Annotated in this window: 14 protein-coding genes and 1 pseudogene; 9 read left to right on the top strand and 6 right to left on the bottom strand. The window is 63.3% G+C overall.

The annotated features are described in order from the left end of the window. Positions 1-24: 24 nt before the first annotated feature. From IM701_RS16310 to IM701_RS16300, 3 genes are read left to right on the top strand one after another with little or no spacing between them, the layout of a single operon-like run. Positions 25-1,203: an aromatic ring-hydroxylating dioxygenase subunit alpha gene (locus tag IM701_RS16310; RefSeq protein WP_193828778.1), complete on the top strand. Its 1,179-nt coding sequence runs from the start codon at positions 25-27 to the stop codon at positions 1,201-1,203. A gap of 14 nt (positions 1,204-1,217) precedes the next feature. Further along, positions 1,218-2,009, top strand: a complete 792-nt coding sequence (locus tag IM701_RS16305) for a sugar phosphate isomerase/epimerase (RefSeq protein ID WP_193828777.1) — start codon at positions 1,218-1,220, stop codon at positions 2,007-2,009. Then, the gene (locus IM701_RS16300) at positions 2,006-2,353 is read left to right on the top strand and encodes an EthD domain-containing protein (RefSeq protein ID WP_062345179.1); all 348 of its coding nucleotides are present in this window, start codon (positions 2,006-2,008) and stop codon (positions 2,351-2,353) included. Before IM701_RS16305 ends, IM701_RS16300 begins: the two co-directional genes overlap by 4 nt. Here IM701_RS16300 and IM701_RS16295 read toward each other — a convergent pair whose 3' ends face one another. Genes IM701_RS16295 through IM701_RS16280 form a run of 4 tightly spaced genes read right to left on the bottom strand, consistent with a single transcriptional unit; the run spans position 2,354 to position 5,185 of the window. Next, positions 2,354-3,271, bottom strand: a complete 918-nt coding sequence (locus IM701_RS16295; RefSeq protein WP_193828776.1) for an NAD(P)/FAD-dependent oxidoreductase — start codon at positions 3,269-3,271, stop codon at positions 2,354-2,356. A 45-nt stretch (positions 3,272-3,316) separates the two neighbouring features. Continuing rightward, the gene (locus IM701_RS16290) at positions 3,317-3,751 is read right to left on the bottom strand and encodes a nuclear transport factor 2 family protein (RefSeq protein ID WP_193828775.1); all 435 of its coding nucleotides are present in this window, start codon (positions 3,749-3,751) and stop codon (positions 3,317-3,319) included. An 11-nt stretch (positions 3,752-3,762) separates the two neighbouring features. Then, positions 3,763-4,497, bottom strand: coding sequence for an SDR family oxidoreductase (locus IM701_RS16285; protein ID WP_230487925.1), 735 nt, complete (start codon positions 4,495-4,497; stop codon positions 3,763-3,765). A gap of 13 nt (positions 4,498-4,510) precedes the next feature. Then, complete coding sequence (locus tag IM701_RS16280; protein WP_039336028.1) at positions 4,511-5,185, bottom strand: TetR/AcrR family transcriptional regulator; 675 nt, start codon at positions 5,183-5,185, stop codon at positions 4,511-4,513. 197 nt (positions 5,186-5,382) lie between these two features. Here IM701_RS16280 and IM701_RS16275 point away from each other — a divergent pair, with 197 nt between their 5' ends. The 3 genes from IM701_RS16275 (at position 5,383) to IM701_RS16265 (ending at position 9,826) form a co-directional block, all read left to right on the top strand. Beyond that, positions 5,383-7,719, top strand: a complete 2,337-nt coding sequence (locus tag IM701_RS16275; protein ID WP_230487924.1) for a TonB-dependent receptor — start codon at positions 5,383-5,385, stop codon at positions 7,717-7,719. 81 nt (positions 7,720-7,800) lie between these two features. Further along, complete coding sequence (locus IM701_RS16270) at positions 7,801-8,553, top strand: SDR family oxidoreductase (protein WP_039335915.1); 753 nt, start codon at positions 7,801-7,803, stop codon at positions 8,551-8,553. A gap of 157 nt (positions 8,554-8,710) precedes the next feature. Next, complete coding sequence (locus tag IM701_RS16265) at positions 8,711-9,826, top strand: endo-1,4-beta-xylanase (RefSeq protein ID WP_193828773.1); 1,116 nt, start codon at positions 8,711-8,713, stop codon at positions 9,824-9,826. 39 nt (positions 9,827-9,865) lie between these two features. On the opposite strand, the gene IM701_RS16260 is transcribed toward IM701_RS16265, so the two are convergent. Together IM701_RS16260 and IM701_RS16255 are read right to left on the bottom strand one after the other, a co-directional pair. Next, the gene (locus IM701_RS16260) at positions 9,866-11,668 is read right to left on the bottom strand and encodes an IlvD/Edd family dehydratase (protein WP_193828772.1); all 1,803 of its coding nucleotides are present in this window, start codon (positions 11,666-11,668) and stop codon (positions 9,866-9,868) included. Between the two features lie 27 nt (positions 11,669-11,695). Beyond that, positions 11,696-12,826, bottom strand: coding sequence for an aldose epimerase family protein (locus IM701_RS16255; RefSeq protein WP_039336024.1), 1,131 nt, complete (start codon positions 12,824-12,826; stop codon positions 11,696-11,698). 181 nt (positions 12,827-13,007) lie between these two features. Between IM701_RS16255 and IM701_RS16250 the strand changes: the two genes are divergently transcribed. From IM701_RS16250 to araD1, 3 genes and pseudogenes are all read left to right on the top strand, one after another. Beyond that, entirely contained in the window at positions 13,008-14,297 is a 1,290-nt protein-coding gene (locus IM701_RS16250) for a sugar MFS transporter (protein WP_193828771.1), read from the top strand. Between the two features lie 90 nt (positions 14,298-14,387). Beyond that, positions 14,388-15,913 (top strand): annotated as a pseudogene (locus IM701_RS16245) (aldehyde dehydrogenase (NADP(+))). Between the two features lie 22 nt (positions 15,914-15,935). Further along, positions 15,936-16,937, top strand: a complete 1,002-nt coding sequence (araD1, locus tag IM701_RS16240) for an AraD1 family protein (RefSeq protein ID WP_193828770.1) — start codon at positions 15,936-15,938, stop codon at positions 16,935-16,937. The last annotated feature ends 3 nt before the right edge of the window (positions 16,938-16,940 follow it).

Raw genomic sequence — 16,940 nt, 5'->3', positions numbered from 1 at the left:
AGGCCACGGAGAGGCAATACCCAGATGGACCGTATCGAGCGCATCGGACAAGTCGCTGAAATCATGCGCGACTATGTCGAGAACAAGAAGACCTTCCTGACCGACAGCACCAAGCGCGTGCCGGTGCGCAGCTACACTGATCCGGACCAGTGGAAGGCGGAAATGGAGCTGATCTTTAAGCGCGTGCCGCTGATGCTTGCCTTCACCGCCGAAATGCCCAACCCCGGCGATTACAAGGCGATGGATGCCGTCGGCATGCCGGTGCTGATCAATCGCGACAAGACCGGCAAGGTCCGCGCCTTCCTGAATGTCTGCTCGCATCGCGGCGCTCCGGTGGCGAACGAAGGCCACGGCAATTGTCCGCGCTTCACCTGCAAGTACCACGGCTGGACCTTCGGCCAGGACGGCAAGCTGATCGGCATTTCCGAAGCATCGAAGTTCGGCGAGGTCCGCAAGTCGGAACTGGGCCTGCGCGAGCTGCCGTGTCAGGAAAAGGCGGGCATGATCTTTGTCGTGCTCACCCCCAACGCACCGATCGATGTTGATGCGTTCTATCGTGGTTTCCTCGAGGATTTCGAAGCGCTCGAGTTCGACAAGTGGACCTACATGGGCAGCCGCGTGATCGAGGGCGCCAACTGGAAGATCGCCTATGACGGCTATCTTGAAGGGTATCACTTTGCCTCGCTCCACCCCGAAACGATCTTCCCGCGCACGCCATCGAACTGCATGCACTACGAAGGCTTCGGCCCGCACCAGCGCATCGGCTTCCCGCACCACAAGATCGCTGATGCCCTGAAGGACATCCCGCGCGAGGAGTGGGGCACGCAGGAGAACAACGGTTTCGATTTCGTCCGTATCATGTTCCCCAACGTCTCGGCCTTCATCGCGCCAGAGATCACCCAGGTCGCCCAGCTCTTCCCCGGACCGACGCCGGGCGAGAACCGCACCGTGCTCAACTACCTGCGCCGCGAACCGATCCGCGACGAGGAGGACCGCGCAAACGTCGAAGCGGCGATGAACTTCTTCCGCGACGTCACCTATACGGAAGACTACCTCATCGGCCTCGAGATCCAGAAGGGCCTCGAAACCGGCGCGCATGACGAGCTGGTGTTCGGTCGCAACGAGCGCGGCAACCAGTACTTCCACGAATGGCTGGACTGGTATCTGCAGGACGATCCGGACCTCCCCGAACCGCAGATGTGAGGGGGTGCGGGCCCATGAACCCGATCTCCCTGGCGTCCGGTGTCGTGCCCGAATTCGGCCCTGTGGACACCATCGAAGCGGCCCGGGCCGGCGGTTTCGATATGGTCGGGCTCTGGGTGGACCCAGGAGAGTGGACACCGGCACACACCCGCGATGCACGCGCCGCGCTCGCGGCTTCCGGCCTTCCGCTGCTCGATGTGGAAGTGATCTGGCTCAAGCCAGATTCAGCGATGGACGATCACCGCAAGGTGATCGACGTCGGCGCGGAACTGGGCGCGCGCAACGTCCTGTGCGTCTCGTCCGACCCGGACCATGGCCGTACCGCCGCGCGCCTGTTCGATCTGTGCCGCCATGCCGAGGGCTCCGGCATTCGCGTTGCATTGGAGTTCGGGATTTTTACCGAAGTCAAGAATTTGCAGGACGCGCTCGGCATTCTTGACCGGATCGACCATCCCCTCAAGGCACTTCTGATCGACCCGATCCACGTCGATCGCTCGGGCTCCTCGATCACTGAAATCGCCAAGGTTGATCCCGTCCTGCTGCCCTATGCGCAGTTCTGCGATGCGCCTGCCGAGCGCCCCGATCCCTCGGACTTCGGCGCCGTCATCCGCGATGCGATCGACCTGCGCGAACAGTGCGGCGAAGGCGCCTTGCCACTTGCTGCGCTCTATCACGCGCTGCCACCTGGCATTCCGCTTGCCGTTGAACTGCGCTCCGAAGCCTTGCGAGATGCCTTCCCGCACCCTGCCCTGCGTGCGGCAGCCGTGGCCGAAGCTACCCGGAGCTGGCTGGAGGCCCAAGCGTGACCGTCACTGTGCTCACCTTGCTCAAGCGCCGCGAAGGCATGAGCAAGGCCGACTTCATCGCCTATTACGAAAGCCGCCACCGCCTGATCGGCGAAAAGGTGCTGCAAGGGTGGGCCACGCGCTACCAGCGCAACCATCTTCACCCGCTCGACGGCTTGGACCAACCCCATGATTTCGACGTCGTGCTGGAAATCGACTTCCCGGACCAGCAGACTTGCGACGCCTGCTTCGCCGCAATGGCCGATCCCGCGATCATGGGCGAAATCGTCGCGGACGAGGAACGTCTGTTCGACCGCAGCCGCATGCGGACCTATCGCGTCGAGGTCCGCGCGTCCTCGCTCTGATCAACGCAGGATCGGTTTCAACCGGGCAAGGTCGTTGCGGATGGTGGTGGCGGCAACGCCCGCCTGCCCCATCGCATGGCTGATCTGGTCCAAGCCACGCGTCACGTCCCCGGCCGCATAGAGGCCCTCAACGCTGGTGCGCTGGTGCGCATCGATTTCGATGCATCCTTCCGCGTTTGCCTTTGCCCCAAGATCAAGGGCGAGGTCTGAGCGGATCAGCGAACCCAGCGCCGGATAGACGGTGTCAAACGCCAGTTCTCCATCGGGCGTTGGCACGACGATCGTTTCGCCGGTGATGCGCAAGGGGTGGCATGGTCCATTGACCAGCTTCACCCCGGCGCCTTCAAGCGCTCTACGGTGGCTCTCTTCGATGCCATGCTCACCTTCGGGCGCGATCAGCGTCACGTTCCGCGAAAAGCCCCGCAGGAACAGCGCTTCGTTGTGGCCATGTTCGCCCGTGCCGATCACGCCGATGCGCTTGTCGCTCGCCTCGTATCCGTCGCATATGGGGCAATAGCGCAAAAGCCCGCGCTGCAGTGCCTCGTCATGAACCTCCGGTGCCATTGGCGGCTGATTGTTCACGACGCCTGTCGCCAGCAGAACCGTGCGCGCCTTCAGATCCCGTTCGCCCGCCGTCGCCACGAACAGCGCATCGGCGCGCGCCAGTCTTTCGACCAGCGCGGTTTCGACCGCGACGCCGAACTCGGCCGCCTGATCCCGCATCAGCCCGAGCAACGCCTTGCCTTCGATCCCGCCGGGGTATCCAGCGTGATTGTGCGTGCGAGGGATCAGCGCGGCACGGCTGTGGCCGGCATCGACCAACGCCACGCGCAAGTGGAACCGGGAGAGATAGATCGCGGCAGTAAGGCCCGCAGGCCCTGCACCGACAATCAGGCAATCAAGTGCTGGAGTGTTCATCCCCGCCCAAACCCGTCAGGGCCGGGCGGTTCCGAAAAAGCGCAGTCAATCGGCAAAGACCGTGCGATAAGATCGGCGCGTAAACTTCCAGAGCCCGTCGATCCGCTTCAACTCGTCATCGTAGCGCCCGGTTGCGCGGACGCGCTTGCCGGAGGCCGGATCGTCGAAAATCTCGATGGTGTAGGCCACTGCCCGCGCCGCATCGCCATCAACCTCGATGGAACCGGGCTGCATGAAGTAGACCATCGGCTTCGAGCAGTTGTCGAGACCATAGTGCTTCATCGATTCCGTCCATCCGGCAACGATGGCGGCCTTGCCCGAAAAACCGCCGAGGTCGGGATATTCGGGCAGTTCCCAATAGGCGTCCTCGGCCCAGATCGAGCCCCACAATTCGGGGTCGAGCGTCATTACCCCGTGGGCATGGGTGTCCATCAATTCACGGATCGCCACGCGATCTTCAAGCGGTCCTGAAAAAGGCATCTTCCTGCTCCTTACCAGGGGTGGGTCTCACCGTTCCACTTGAGGAAATCGCCCGAACGCTCGAGCGTCCATTCGCGGGTGATCTTGCGGATGCCCTCGGCACTCTCGACCGGGGTGATGTCTGCGCCTTCCCCGCCCATGTCCGTCTGCACCCAGCCCGGATGAATGATGCCGACGATCACGCCACGATCCTTGAGGTCGATGGCGACTGATCGCATCAGACGATTAAGCCCTGCCTTGGCCGCGACATAGGAATAGTAGCCGCCATAGGGCCAGGTCGATGCGGCCAGCTGGCTGGAGAAGTTGATGACTTTCGCGCCCTCGCCCATACGGGGGAGAAACGCCTGCAACACGCGCAGCGGGCCCTGCACCATGATGCGGAAGACCTCGTCCCATTCGGCCCAGTCCGAGCTTTCCAGTTCCGCAGGCCCCGAACCGCTGACGCCGGCAACGTTGTAGAGCACGTCAATCGCCTCGCCTGCCGTTTCGGCGGCGCCAGCCTTGACCGAGGCATCATCAGCCACGTCGAAACGGTGGACGGTCAGGCGTCCGTCCGATCCTGCGACGAGATCGGCGAGCGCGCCTGCGCTTTCAGGGTTGCGCACAAGCGCGATCACCCGGTCGCCCGCCGCAACATGCTGGCGAGTCAGTTCCAGGCCGATTCCGCGCCCGGCACCTGTTATTGCCACGGTCGTCATGCTTTCGTCTCCCACTACAGTCTTGTTGCGGCCGAATCCGGCAGTCATGCCGGATTTCGAATCAGTTCAGCGGGTCATACAGGCTGCGGATGCTGGCGATGGTCAGCTTCAGCACCTTCTCGATCCGCTCAGGCCCCATGACCGGTCGCTGCAACAGCAGGCCGGAATGGACGGCGATGGCGAAATCGCTGCCCAGCTTCATCGCTTCCCACTGGTCCTGCCACTGCGGGAACGATTCGATCATCTCGGCGATCCATACTTCATCGTAACGCTGCGCCGCAGGAGCGAACGCGGCATTGAGCTCGGCATCCGTGCGGGCGGCAACGGCCAGTTCGAGATAGGCTGCATATTCGCGCGTCTGCACGCTGCGCCAGTGTGCTTCGGTGGCAAGATCGATCAGAAGCGCATCGCGGCTTTGGGCCATGGCGGCAATATAATCATCCAAGAACAGGCGCATGCGCTGGTAGAAGATGTGTTCGACCACCGCCGCGACGAGATCCATGCGCGTGGCGAAGTGATGATGCATCGCCCCGCGCGAAACCTGCGCGCGCTCCGCCACCTGGGCGGTGGTCAGGCCCTGATAGCCACCTTCGACCAGGCAATCGACGGCCGCCTCGAGCATCTTCAGTCGCGTCTGCGCCGACTTGCGTTGCTGCCAGCGCACCGGCTCGCCCTCGCCCAGCGAGGTCGGCCGCATCGCGGCAAGCATGCGCTTCTGCATCGTGGAGCCAGCCATCGTCATTGTCCTGTCATGCCCGGGTTTGCCGCGCAAGACCGCCTGACAAAACGGCCAGTTTAATCCGACGGGCGACGGAGAGCATAAAACCGGCAGACGCGCCGGTTATACCGAATCGCGCTGACAGGAGCGGCGACACGGCCATGCCGGCGCCTTTGGGAGGGATCGAGATCATGACAACACGGAACAGGCCTTTCATGACGAGCAGCCTTGCGGCTCTCGCCATTGCCACGCTGCCCGCCGCAGTCCAGGCACAGGACGCACAGTCGCCTCAGGCGCAAGCCGATGAAGCCCCGGCAGGAGGCCTCGGCGAAATCGTCGTCACTGCCCAGAAGAAGGCCGAGAGCATCCAGTCCGTGCCGATTTCCATTGCTGCTGTCGGCAGCGAGACGCTCGCGGCCTACAATGTCACGACGCTGCAGGCACTTCAGGGCTCGGTCCCCAACGTCCAGATCGACAACTTCGCCAATACCCCCAACAATGCGGTGTTCACCATCCGCGGCATCGGCGTGATCGAGCCCGACCCCTATGCCGGCAACACTGTGTCCATCGTGGTCGACGGCGTGCCGCAGTTCTTCTCCATGGGCGCGCTCCTCGATACCTACGACACCAACCGCGTCGAGATCCTGTGTGGGCCGCAGGGCACGCTGTTCGGCGCCAACACCACCGGCGGCGTCGTCAACGTGGTGACCAACCAGCCTACCGGTGAATTCGGCGGCTATGTTCGCGGCACTTATGGCAACTGGAACCGCTTCGACATCAACGCTTCGGTCGAGGCACCGCTCGCCAAGGATCTCGTCAGCGTCAAGGTTTCGGGCATCCACACCCAGCGCGATGGCTGGACCACCAACGTCTGGAACGGCGAGGACATGGGCCGCAAGAATGTCGATGCGGTGCGCGGCCAGCTCTATATCACGCCCAGCCCGGACCTGAAGATCACGCTGCAGGGGGAATATGTGGAAGCCCGCAACGGCGCGCCGATCGTCGTGAATGGCGGTCTGCCGGGAGAAGGCAACTACGTACCCGAAGGCACGTTCTGGAACGGCGCCAAGCTGCCCATGTACCGCAGCCCCTGCGCGGTCCCCAACCAGCCCTGCAAGGCGCCGGACAAGTACTTCTCGGGCAACAACGAAGTGCCCGATCAGTCGGACATGACGACGAAGTTCTTCATCGGCACGATCCAGTACGACAATACGCCGCTGGGCGATATCACGGCGATCACCGGCTACAAGAACTTCACCCTGTTCGAGTACACCGACCAGGACGGCACGGCGAAGACCAACAACGCCACGCGCCGCCGCACCCGTGGCTGGCAGTTCAGCCAGGAACTGCGCAGCGCGTTCTCGGCTGGTGACAGCTTCAACGCTGTGGCGGGTCTGTTCTACCTGAAGACTCACTACAACCACTACCAGATGTATCATCTGGACTTCGCCCTGCCCGGCCTCGTTCAGTTCAATCAGCAGTTCCAAGGCACCGAATCCTTCTCGGCCTTCCTGCAAACCTACACCCAGATTACCGATCAGCTGAAGTTTTCGGCAGGTATCCGCTACACCCACGACGAGGTCGATGCGCGCTCCACCCTCGATTACGGCGTCGGCGCTCCGGCGCTGACCTCGGACAACTTTGCCGTGATTCCCACCATCGTTGTCGGCGGGCAGACCGTGCAGCAGGGCCGCGACCTGCGCAACGATCCGCACGACATCGACGTTGGCGGCAAGAAGGGTTGGAGCAACGTCGGCTGGAAGATCGGTCTGGATTATGAAGTCGGCCAGAACCAGCTGATCTACGCGAGCTGGGCGCGCGGCTTCAAATCGGGCGGGTTCACCGGCCGCATCGGCGTGGCCGCTGACGGTGACACGCCGTACAACCCGGAGAAGGTGGACACCTTTGAAGTGGGCCTCAAGGCCGACTTCCTCGACCGTCGCCTCCGCACCAACTTCGCGGCGTTCTATACCAACTATCGCGACATGCAGGTGGCGCAGATCTACTTCGATCCGGCGACCAACGTGCAGGGCAACCGCATCCTCAATGCGGCCAAGTCCGAGATCAAGGGCTTCGAACTCGAAGTCCAGGCCATCCCGGTCGAGGGCCTGACCCTGCGCGGCTCGCTCGCCTACCTTGACACCAAGTACAAGAGCTTCCTGTACTATGATCCGGTGGCGGCGAAGTTCATCGACCTCAAGGGCTTTGCGCTGCAGAATGCGCCGAAGTGGGCCTCGACCCTGGGCGCCAATTTCACCCACGAGTTTGCCGGCGGGTCGAGCGTCATGGCCGACGTCAGCTGGATGTATACCGGGCAGAAGTTCTATACCGCCGTGGTCAACACCCCCCGCTCCTCGATCCAGCCGACCTATTACGTAGACGCACTGCTGACCTATTACGGCCCGGACAAGCGCTACTCGATCGGCCTGTGGGGCAAGAACCTTTTCGACAAGCGCTATATCTCCACGGTCTACGACAGCCCCGGATACATGGGTCTCGTTGGCTATGCCCCGCCCCGCCAATTTGGCGTGACGGTCGGCTACAACTTCTGACCTGACGGAATCCTCCCTGGCCCCGGTCGTTCCACACAGACGACCGGGGCACTTTTTGTTTGCAGACACGAAGGACAGACAATGGCCAATGGCAAGATGGAAGGCCGCGTAGCGATCATCACGGGCGGCGCATCGGGGCTCGGCGCGGAAGATGCCCGCCTGCTCGCCCGCGAAGGCGCAAGGGTTGTCATCACCGACATGCAGGAAGACCTGGGCCGGGCAACCGCCGCGGAAATCCCGGGTTGTGTCTTCATGCAGCATGACGTGCGCGACGAAGGCCGATGGCACGAGGTCATCGCTGAAACCCTGCGCCTGTTCGGCAGGCTCGATACGCTGGTCAACAATGCAGGGCTCGTGCGGTTCGGTACGATCGAGGACCTGCCCTACCCGGATTTCCGTCTCCAGACCGAGGTCATGCTGGGAGGCACATTCCTGGGATGCCAGGCGGCGATCCCGCACATGAGCAAGGACGGTGCCGGTTCCATCATCAACATGGCCTCGATCGGCGGGATCAAGGGCATCAGCGCCATCCCCGCCTACGCCGGAGCAAAGGCCGGGATCATCGGCATGACCCGCTCGATCGCGGTCCACTGCCGCGAGCAGGGCTATCGCATCCGCTGCAACTCGATCGCGCCGGGCGGCATCGTCACGCCGATGACCGCACAGGCACTGGCCGAACTCCCGGCCGACAACGCCGGTCTGGAACAGGCAAACAACCATGGCATGGGGCAGCCCATCGATATTGCCAACATGGTGCTGTATCTGGCGTGCGACGATGGCCGCCACATCACCGGCACCAACATCGTCATCGACAATGGCGAGACGATGGGCTGATCGTTGTGAGGGGGCGGGGCAGAGGCATGTCTCCCCCGCCCCCGGCGGCTGATACACAAATCCTTTCCAACCATTTGTGGTAGCGCTATCGTCTGAGTAATCAGGCGGAAGAGTCTGGAGCAACCGGGAAAGGAAATACGTGAAAAGATCGAGCACCATGACTCGAAGGCAAGGCCTTGGCATCATTGCTGGCGGCGTTGCCATGCTCTCACGGCCGGTGGTCGGCTTGGCGGCGACGCCACCGCTACCCCTGTCCGCTCTGGCCGCCGCAAAGGGCATGCGGTTTGGCTCGGCCGTCGCCGGTGGTGGTGGCGGATCCTGGAGAAATCCCGCGCTTGCTGATTTGCTCAGGCGCGAATGCGCGATTGTGGTCGCCGAAAATGAGATGAAGTGGCAGGCCATCAGACCCTCACCCACTTCATTCGACTTTGCGGCTTTTGACGGGATTGCGGCCTTCGCTACGCAGAACCAGATGAAGTTGCGCGGCCACACGCTGCTTTGGCATCGACCGAAGTGGATGCCGCGCTGGCTGGAAAGCCATGATTTCGGTTCGCGGCCCGCAACCGCCGCAGCGGCAATGATGACCAATCACGTCGAGACTGTCTGCGCCCGCTATCAGGGCCGGATCGTATCCTACGACGTGGTCAATGAAACCGTGCTGCCCGAGGATGGATCGCTGGCCGAGACAGCGCTTTCGAAGGCCATGGGCGGGACCGAGGCGCTGGTCGACCTTGCGTTTCGCACGGCGCGCAAGGCTGCTCCGGGCGTCGAGCTGGTCTATAACGATTACATGAGCTGGGAGCCTGGCAACGCCCTCCACCGCAAGGGTGTGCTACGATTGCTGGAAGGCTTTCGCAGACGCGGCACCCCGGTCGATGCGCTGGGGGTGCAATCGCATCTCATCGCGCCCTTGCCGGATGCCGCCCACCGCCGGGAATGGCAGCGTTTCGTGGATGACGTGGTGGCGATGGACTACAAGCTCGTCATAACCGAGTTCGACGTGCGCGATCGCGACCTGCCTGTCGACATCCCCAGCCGGGACCGCACAGTGGCCGACACGACCAAAGCCTATTTCGAGATGATGCTCGATTATCCGCAGCTGAAGGACGTGCTCGCGTGGGGCCTGGTCGATGCCTACTCATGGCTGCAGGGCTTCGAGCCGCGTGCGGACAAGGCCGAGGCGCGCGGGTGCCTGTTTGATTCCGCGTTCAAGCCAAAACCGGTGCATGCTGCCTTGGCCCAAGCTTTCAGCGCGGCCAGACCCCGGGCCTGAACTGTTCACAGCCGGGGGACATTGCCCCCGGCCATTCACTCAATGGTTATCCCGAGGCAAGCCCATCGTCTGGGCAATGCGCTGGTACTTCTCTGCGCCTTCGAGAATGGCGCCTGAGGAAAGCTGACCAACGCGTTCGCGCTGGATTTCCTGCCACGGCGTTTGCGAAGGCGGATAGGCATAGCCTCCTGCCGCCTCAAGGGCTGCTCGGCGCGCTGCCAGTTCTTCATCGGAAACTAGCATGTTGGCGGTGCCCTTGCGCAAGTCGATCCGCACGCGATCGCCGGTCTTGAGTATGGCAAGGCCACCCATTGCCGCCGCTTCCGGGCTGGCGTTGAGGATCGAAGGGCTGCCGCTGGTGCCTGACTGGCGGCCATCGCCGATGCAGGGCAGCGCGGTAACACCTGCGCTTATGAGGTAGGAAGGGGCCCGCATGTTGACCACTTCGGCCGCGCCAGGATAGCCAATCGGCCCGGCCCCGCGCATGAACAGCAGCGTTTCAGACGTGATACCCGTCGCAGGATCATCGATGCGCGCGTGATAGTCTTCCGGGCCATCGAACACGACCGCCGGGCCTTCGAAGGCATCGGGATCGTCCGGGTTCGACAGGTAGCGCTCCCGGAATTCGTTGCTGATCACGCTGGTCTTCATGATCGCGGAATCGAAGAGGTTCCCCGAGAGCACGATGAAGCCGGCATCCTTGACCAGAGGCTGGTCGTACGGACGGATCACCTTCTCGTCCTCGATCACCGCATTACGGCAATTCTCGCCCATGGTCTTGCCGTTCACGGTCATCGCATTTTCGGCGATGAGGCCCTGTGCGATGAGCTGGCCCACCACCGCCGGCACGCCACCAGCGCGATAGTAGTCCTCGCCAAGGTACTCGCCGGCAGGCTGCAGGTTGACCAGCAACGGCACCTTATGGCCGAGGCGCTGCCAGTCGGTCAGCGGCAGGTCCACACCGACGTGGCGCGCTATGGCGGCCAGATGGATCGGTGCATTGGTCGACCCGCCGATCGCCGAATTGACGACGATGGCGTTGTGAAATGCATCGAGCGTCATGATGTCCGAAGGCTTGAGGTCCTCGTGCACCATGTCGACGATGCGCTTGCCGGTGCGCCAGGCGCACTCCTGCCGGTCACGATAAGGCGCAGGAATGGCGGCCGACCCCGGCAGCATCATGCCCAGCGCTTCGGCAAGGCTGTTCATGGTCGTAGCCGTGCCCATCGTGTTGCAATAGCCGGTCGACGGTGCCGAACTGGCGACGAGCTTGATGAAGCCCTCCTCGTCGAGTTCGCCCTTGGCCATCAGTTCACGGCCCTTCCAAACGATCGTGCCCGATCCAGTACGCTCGCCCTTGAACCAGCCGTTGAGCATCGGGCCGACCGACAGCGCGATGGCCGGAATGTTCACTGTGGCCGCCGCCATCAGCAGCGCGGGCGTGGTCTTGTCGCAGCCAGTGGTCAGTACCACGCCGTCGATCGGATAGCCGTAGAGCGCTTCGACCAGGCCGATGTAGGCAAGGTTTCGGTCAAGCCCTGCGGTGGGGCGCTTGCCGGTCTCCTGGATGGGATGCACCGGGATTTCCAGCGCGATCCCGCCCGCCTCGCGAATGCCCTCGCGCACACGCTCTGCCAGCACGATATGGTGACGGTTGCATGGCGAAAGATCGCTGCCCGTCTGCGCAATCCCGATGATCGGCTTGCCCGAACGCAGCTCCTCAAGGCTCAACCCGAAGTTGAGATAGCGCTCAAGGTAGAGCGAGGTCATGTCGATATTGTCGGGATTGTCGAACCACGCGCGCGAGCGGAGCTTCGGGGCCTTTGGAGAGGATTCGGTCATTGCAGCTTTCAGCTATTCGAGTGGAGTTCAGCGCCGCTTCGGCGCGACGCTGACGCGGTAGATCATGGCGTGGCGATAGGGCTTGCCCGGATCGACACGTGTGGACACGAACTTGGCCTGGTTGGGGGCATCCGGAAACTTCTGCGGTTCAAGCGCGATCCCGTCTCCCATGCGGTAGACATGGCCCTGCTTGCCGAGCACCGTCCCATCAAGGAAATTACCGGTGTAGAACTGCACGCCGGGTTCGGTCGTCAGCACTTCGAGCACGCGGCCAGAAGCAGGGTCTTCCAGCCGTGCGGCAAGCTGCGGCGTCGCGGTAACGCCCTTGTCGAGCGCGAAGTTGTGGTCATAGCCGCGACCGATGGCGATCTGGTCGTCCCGCCCATCGCGCAAGCCGTTGGCAATGCGCTTGGGCCGACTGAAGTCGAACACCGTGCCCGCCACCTTGCGAAGCTCGCCGGTGGGGATCAGGGTGGCATCGACAGGGGTGTAGCTTGACGCCGGGATCATCAGCCGGTTGCCCATGGCACCCATCGGCGCCCCCTCCCCGGCCATGTTGAACAGCGCGTGGTTCGTCATGTTGACGATCGTCGGCTTGTCGGTCGCCGCTTCGAAGGTGATGCCAAGATTCCCGCGCTCGTCCAGCGTATAGGTCACCTTGGTATCGAGCTTGCCGGGATAGCCTTCCTCGCCATCGGCGCTGACGTAGGAGAGCACCACGCTCGCCACCGGGCCCGACTTGATCGAGACCACCTTCCAGTTGCGCTTGTCAAAGCCCTTCACGCCGCCGTGCAGCGAATTGCCGAGGTTGTTCTGGGCGAGCTGATAAGCCTTGCCATCAAGCGTGAAACGCCCCTTGGCGATGCGGTTGGCATAGCGGCCCACCGTCACGCCGAAGAAATTGGGCTTGGCCTCATAGGTCTGCACATCATCATAACCCAGCACGATGTCGGCCACCTTGCCATCGCGCGAGGGCGCCATCAGCGACTGCAGCGTGGCGCCATAGGTCAGCACGCGGGCGGAAACGCCATTGGCAGCCTTCAACGTGATTGCGAAAGCCTCGGTGCCGTCGGCCAGCCTGCCTGCGCTTTCCTGCTTCGCTTCGGCCGCGCTGACCGACTGGGCCAGCAGGGCAACCGGTGCTGCCAGTGCCAGCATCAGCAGGGTGCCGTTGTTCGGCTTTCCCGCAATCCTCATCCTCTCGATCCTTTCGGAGACGTGCATTGTCCTTGCGCCATTGACGGCAAGCGTTCGCGGATATAGTCCGACAAATAGAATTTGCGCAAGACGGTAAGCGTACCGCATCGCGCACCGGGCAAGAGAGAGGAAGCGCAAGTCCATGCCGCCAGTGGCTTCACCCCAGGGAAATACCGCGATCGAAGGCGATTCCAACGTGCGCTACGGCCCTGCGCTGACCCTTCTGGCCAGCCTGTTCTTCATGTGGGGGTTCATTACGGTCATCAACAACACGCTGCTGCCACACCTGCGCAGCGTGTTCGACCTGAACTATACGCAGACAACATTGATCGAATCGGTGTGGTTCATCGCGTACTTCGTTGCCTCGATTCCCTCGGCAAAGCTGATCGAGAAGATCGGTTACCAGAAGTCGCTGGTGATCGGGCTGCTGGTGATGGCAGCAGGCGCGCTGGGCATGATGCTGGCGGCGTCGATCCCGTCCTATGGGGTTACCCTGGCGATGCTGTTCGTGATCGCCAGCGGCATTACGCTGCTGCAGGTTGCCGCCAATCCCTATGTCGCCGTGGTCGGCAAGCCGGAGACCGCGTCCTCGCGCCTGAACCTGGTGCAGGCAATGAATTCTGCCGGAACGATGCTTGCGCCGATGTTCGGCGCATACCTGATCCTCGGTCGCTCAAAGGGCGGCACGGCCACGTCCGATGTCGTACTGACACAGGCCGAGCGGCTGGCCGATGCGCAATCGGTGATCCTGCCTTATGGCCTCGTTGCCGTCGTTCTCATCGTTCTTGCCGCGATCATTGGCCGGTTCCCGCTCCCAGCCATGGGCAGCGCAACCCAGCGACTTGCGCCCGAGGAACGGGCAAAGCTTTCGCTGTGGAAGCACCGCAATCTCGTCTTCGGCATTCCGGCAATCTTCATCTACCTGATCGCCGAAATCGGTGTGGCGAACCTCTTCGTGAACTTCGTCAGCCAGCCGGAGATCGCCAACCTGACGCATGAGAAGGCCGGCCAGTATCTCACCTTCCTGTGGGGCGGCATGATGGTCGGGCGCTTCTTGGGCTCGGCCATCATGCAGAAGGTGGACGCAGGCCTGGTGCTTGCCGCATTCTCGGTTGGCGCCTTCGTGGTCATGCTCGTCACCGTCTTCACCACTGGCCCTGCCGCGATGTGGGCGCTGATCCTTGTCGGCCTGTTCCACTCGATCATGTTCCCGACGATCTTCACGCTCGGCATCAAGGGCCTGGGGCCCTTGACCGAGGAGGGTTCAGGCCTGCTGATCATGGCCATCGCCGGTGGCGCACTGGTCGTCGTGCAGGGGTGGCTAGCCGATGCCTATGGTCTGCAGACCTCTTTCCTGCTGACGGCTGCGTGTGAATTGTATGTGCTGTTCTATGCACTGTGGGGTTCAAAGACCACTGCCGATCCTGCCTGACGCATAGCTATGAACGCCCTTCGGCCGGATCGCACATGGTTGCGCTCCGGCCATTCTGATAATATGTCAGACTAAATCAGGAGATTTTCGATGACAGAATTCCGCTCCGTGGTCGCCGCCACGGGTGAGCCGACCGGTCCTGCCTTTGCGGTGCATGGCCCCGCTGAAGTCGATGCCGCCTGCGCCGCAGCTGCCGCCGCGTTCGACGTCTACCGCGCCACCAGCCGCGAAGAGCGCGCTGCCTTCCTCGAATCCATTGCATCAGAGATCCTCGCCATCGGCGATGATCTGATCGAAGCAGCAATGAGCGAGTCCGGCCTTCCCCGTGCGCGCCTCGAAGGCGAACGGGGCCGCACCGTGGGCCAGCTGCGCCTGTTTGCAGACGTTGTCCGCAAGGGCGCCTGGCAGCAGTTGCGCATCGATCCGGCCCTGCCCGATCGTCAGCCCCTGCCCCGTCCGGACATCCGCCTGCGCATGATCCCGGTGGGGCCGGTGGCCGTGTTCGGCGCATCAAACTTCCCGCTCGCCTTTTCGACGGCCGGAGGGGACACCGCCTCGGCGCTGGCGGCAGGCTGCCCGGTCGTGGTCAAGGGACACCCTGCCCATCCCCGCACTGGCGAACTGGTTGCGGGGGCGATAGCCCGTGCAGTTGCTGCCTGTGACCTGCCGGCCGGCGTGTTCGGCCATCTCGTGGGTCCGTCGAACGAACTTGGCGCGGCGCTTGTGCAGGATCCGCGCATTGCCGCAGTCGGCTTCACCGGCTCGCGAAGCGGCGGCCTTGCGCTCGTCCGGCTTGCCCAAGGCCGTGACGTGCCGATCCCGGTCTACGCCGAGATGTCGAGCATCAACCCGGTGCTACTCCTGCCCGAAGCGCTGAAGGCGCGGGGGGGGCGCTCGGCACGGCGTTCGTCGGCTCGCTCACCATGGGTGCGGGCCAGTTCTGCACCAACCCGGGCCTTGTACTGGCCATCGAAGGCGAAGGCCTCGAAGCGTTTATTGCCGCTGCCACCGAAGCCGTCAGGGCCGCGACTGCCCAGACGATGCTGACGGGCGGCATCTGCAAGGCGTATCAGTCGGGCGTCGCCGCGCTTGAAGCCGCACCCGGCGTAGAAAAGCTGGCCGAGGGCGTTGCCGGCGACGCAATGCAGGGCCACGCCGCGCTGTTCCGCACCACTGCACAGGCATTCCTCACCGACAAGGCCTTGGGCCACGAGGTGTTCGGCGCCTCTTCGGTTGTCGTCGTGTGCAAGGACGAGGCAGAACTGGCCACAGTCCTTGCCGGGCTCGAAGGCCAGCTGACGGCCACCCTGCACATGGACGCCGCTGATGAAGCGCTCGCCGCGCGGTTGATGCCGGTGCTTGAACTGAAGGCCGGGCGCATCCTTGCCAATGGCTGGCCGACCGGCGTCGAAGTATGCCATGCCATGGTCCATGGCGGCCCCTTCCCGGCAACCTCCGACCCGCGCACGACCTCGGTCGGAAGCCTCGCGATCGACCGCTTCCTGCGCCCCGTCAGCTACCAGAACCTGGCCGCCGATCTGTTGCCGCCCGAACTTCGCGATGATGCGCGTGGCGATGGTGCGCCGCGCCTGATTGACGGCACGTTGACGCTCTGAGCGCCTGACAGGAGACCGCATCATGTCCCTCCGCCTCCTGCAGCACCGTGCCAGCAATGGAACGCGCAGTGTCATCCTGGCCAATGGCGCGGCCGCGCATGTCCTCGAAGGAGTTGCCCGCACCACGGACCTCGCCCGCCGCGCCATCGCCGCCGGAACGTCGCTGGTGCAGGAGGCGAAAGCCTGTCCGGTTGGCCCGTCAATAGATCTTGCGGCAGAGTTCGAAGCAGGCCGCTTCCTCGCGCCGATCGACCACGAAGATCCGGCGCATCTGGCCCTGACCGGCACAGGCCTTACCCACCTCGGCTCGGCCGAAGGGCGCGACAAGATGCATCGGGAGGCTGCAGCGGCTGCCCATCAGACCGATTCCATGCGCATGTTCCTCGAAGGGCTCGAGGGCGGCAAGCCGAGCGATGGCCGGGTCGGCCAGCAGCCCGAATGGTTCTACAAGGGTGATGGCAGCCAGCTGGTCGGACCCGGCGAACCGCTGGAGATGCCGGCATTCGCGCAGGACGGCGGCGAGGAACCGGAACTGGCTGGCATCTACCTGATCGGCCCGGACGGCACACCGTTCAGGCTCGGCTTCGCGCTTGCCAACGAGTTTTCGGACCACGTCACCGAACGCCACAATTACCTGTGGCTGGCGCATTCCAAGCTGCGCCGGGCCGCACTGGGCCCTGAACTGCTGATCGGCGAGGCCCCCACCGACATTCGCGGCACCAGCCGCATACTGCGCGATGGCGTGGTGCAGTGGGAAAAGCCCTTCCTCACCGGCGAGGACAACATGAGCCACAGCCTCGCCAACCTGGAGCACCACCACTTCAAGTACGAGTTGTTCCGGCGCCCCGGCGATGTGCATGTCCACTTCTTTGGCACCGCTACACTCTCATTCAGCGATGCAGTACGCACGCAAGTGGGCGACGTGTTCGAGATCGAGGCGGCGCCGTTTGCACTGCCGTGCCGCAATCCGCTGACGCAGACGGCAGGCGATGCTTCCGCGCCGCTCAAGGTGCAGGTACTCTAAAGG

It is taken from the genome of Novosphingobium sp. ES2-1 (assembly GCF_015169775.1).
Classification (GTDB): domain Bacteria; phylum Pseudomonadota; class Alphaproteobacteria; order Sphingomonadales; family Sphingomonadaceae; genus Novosphingobium; species Novosphingobium subterraneum.
This window is presented reverse-complemented; position numbering and strand designations above follow the sequence as displayed.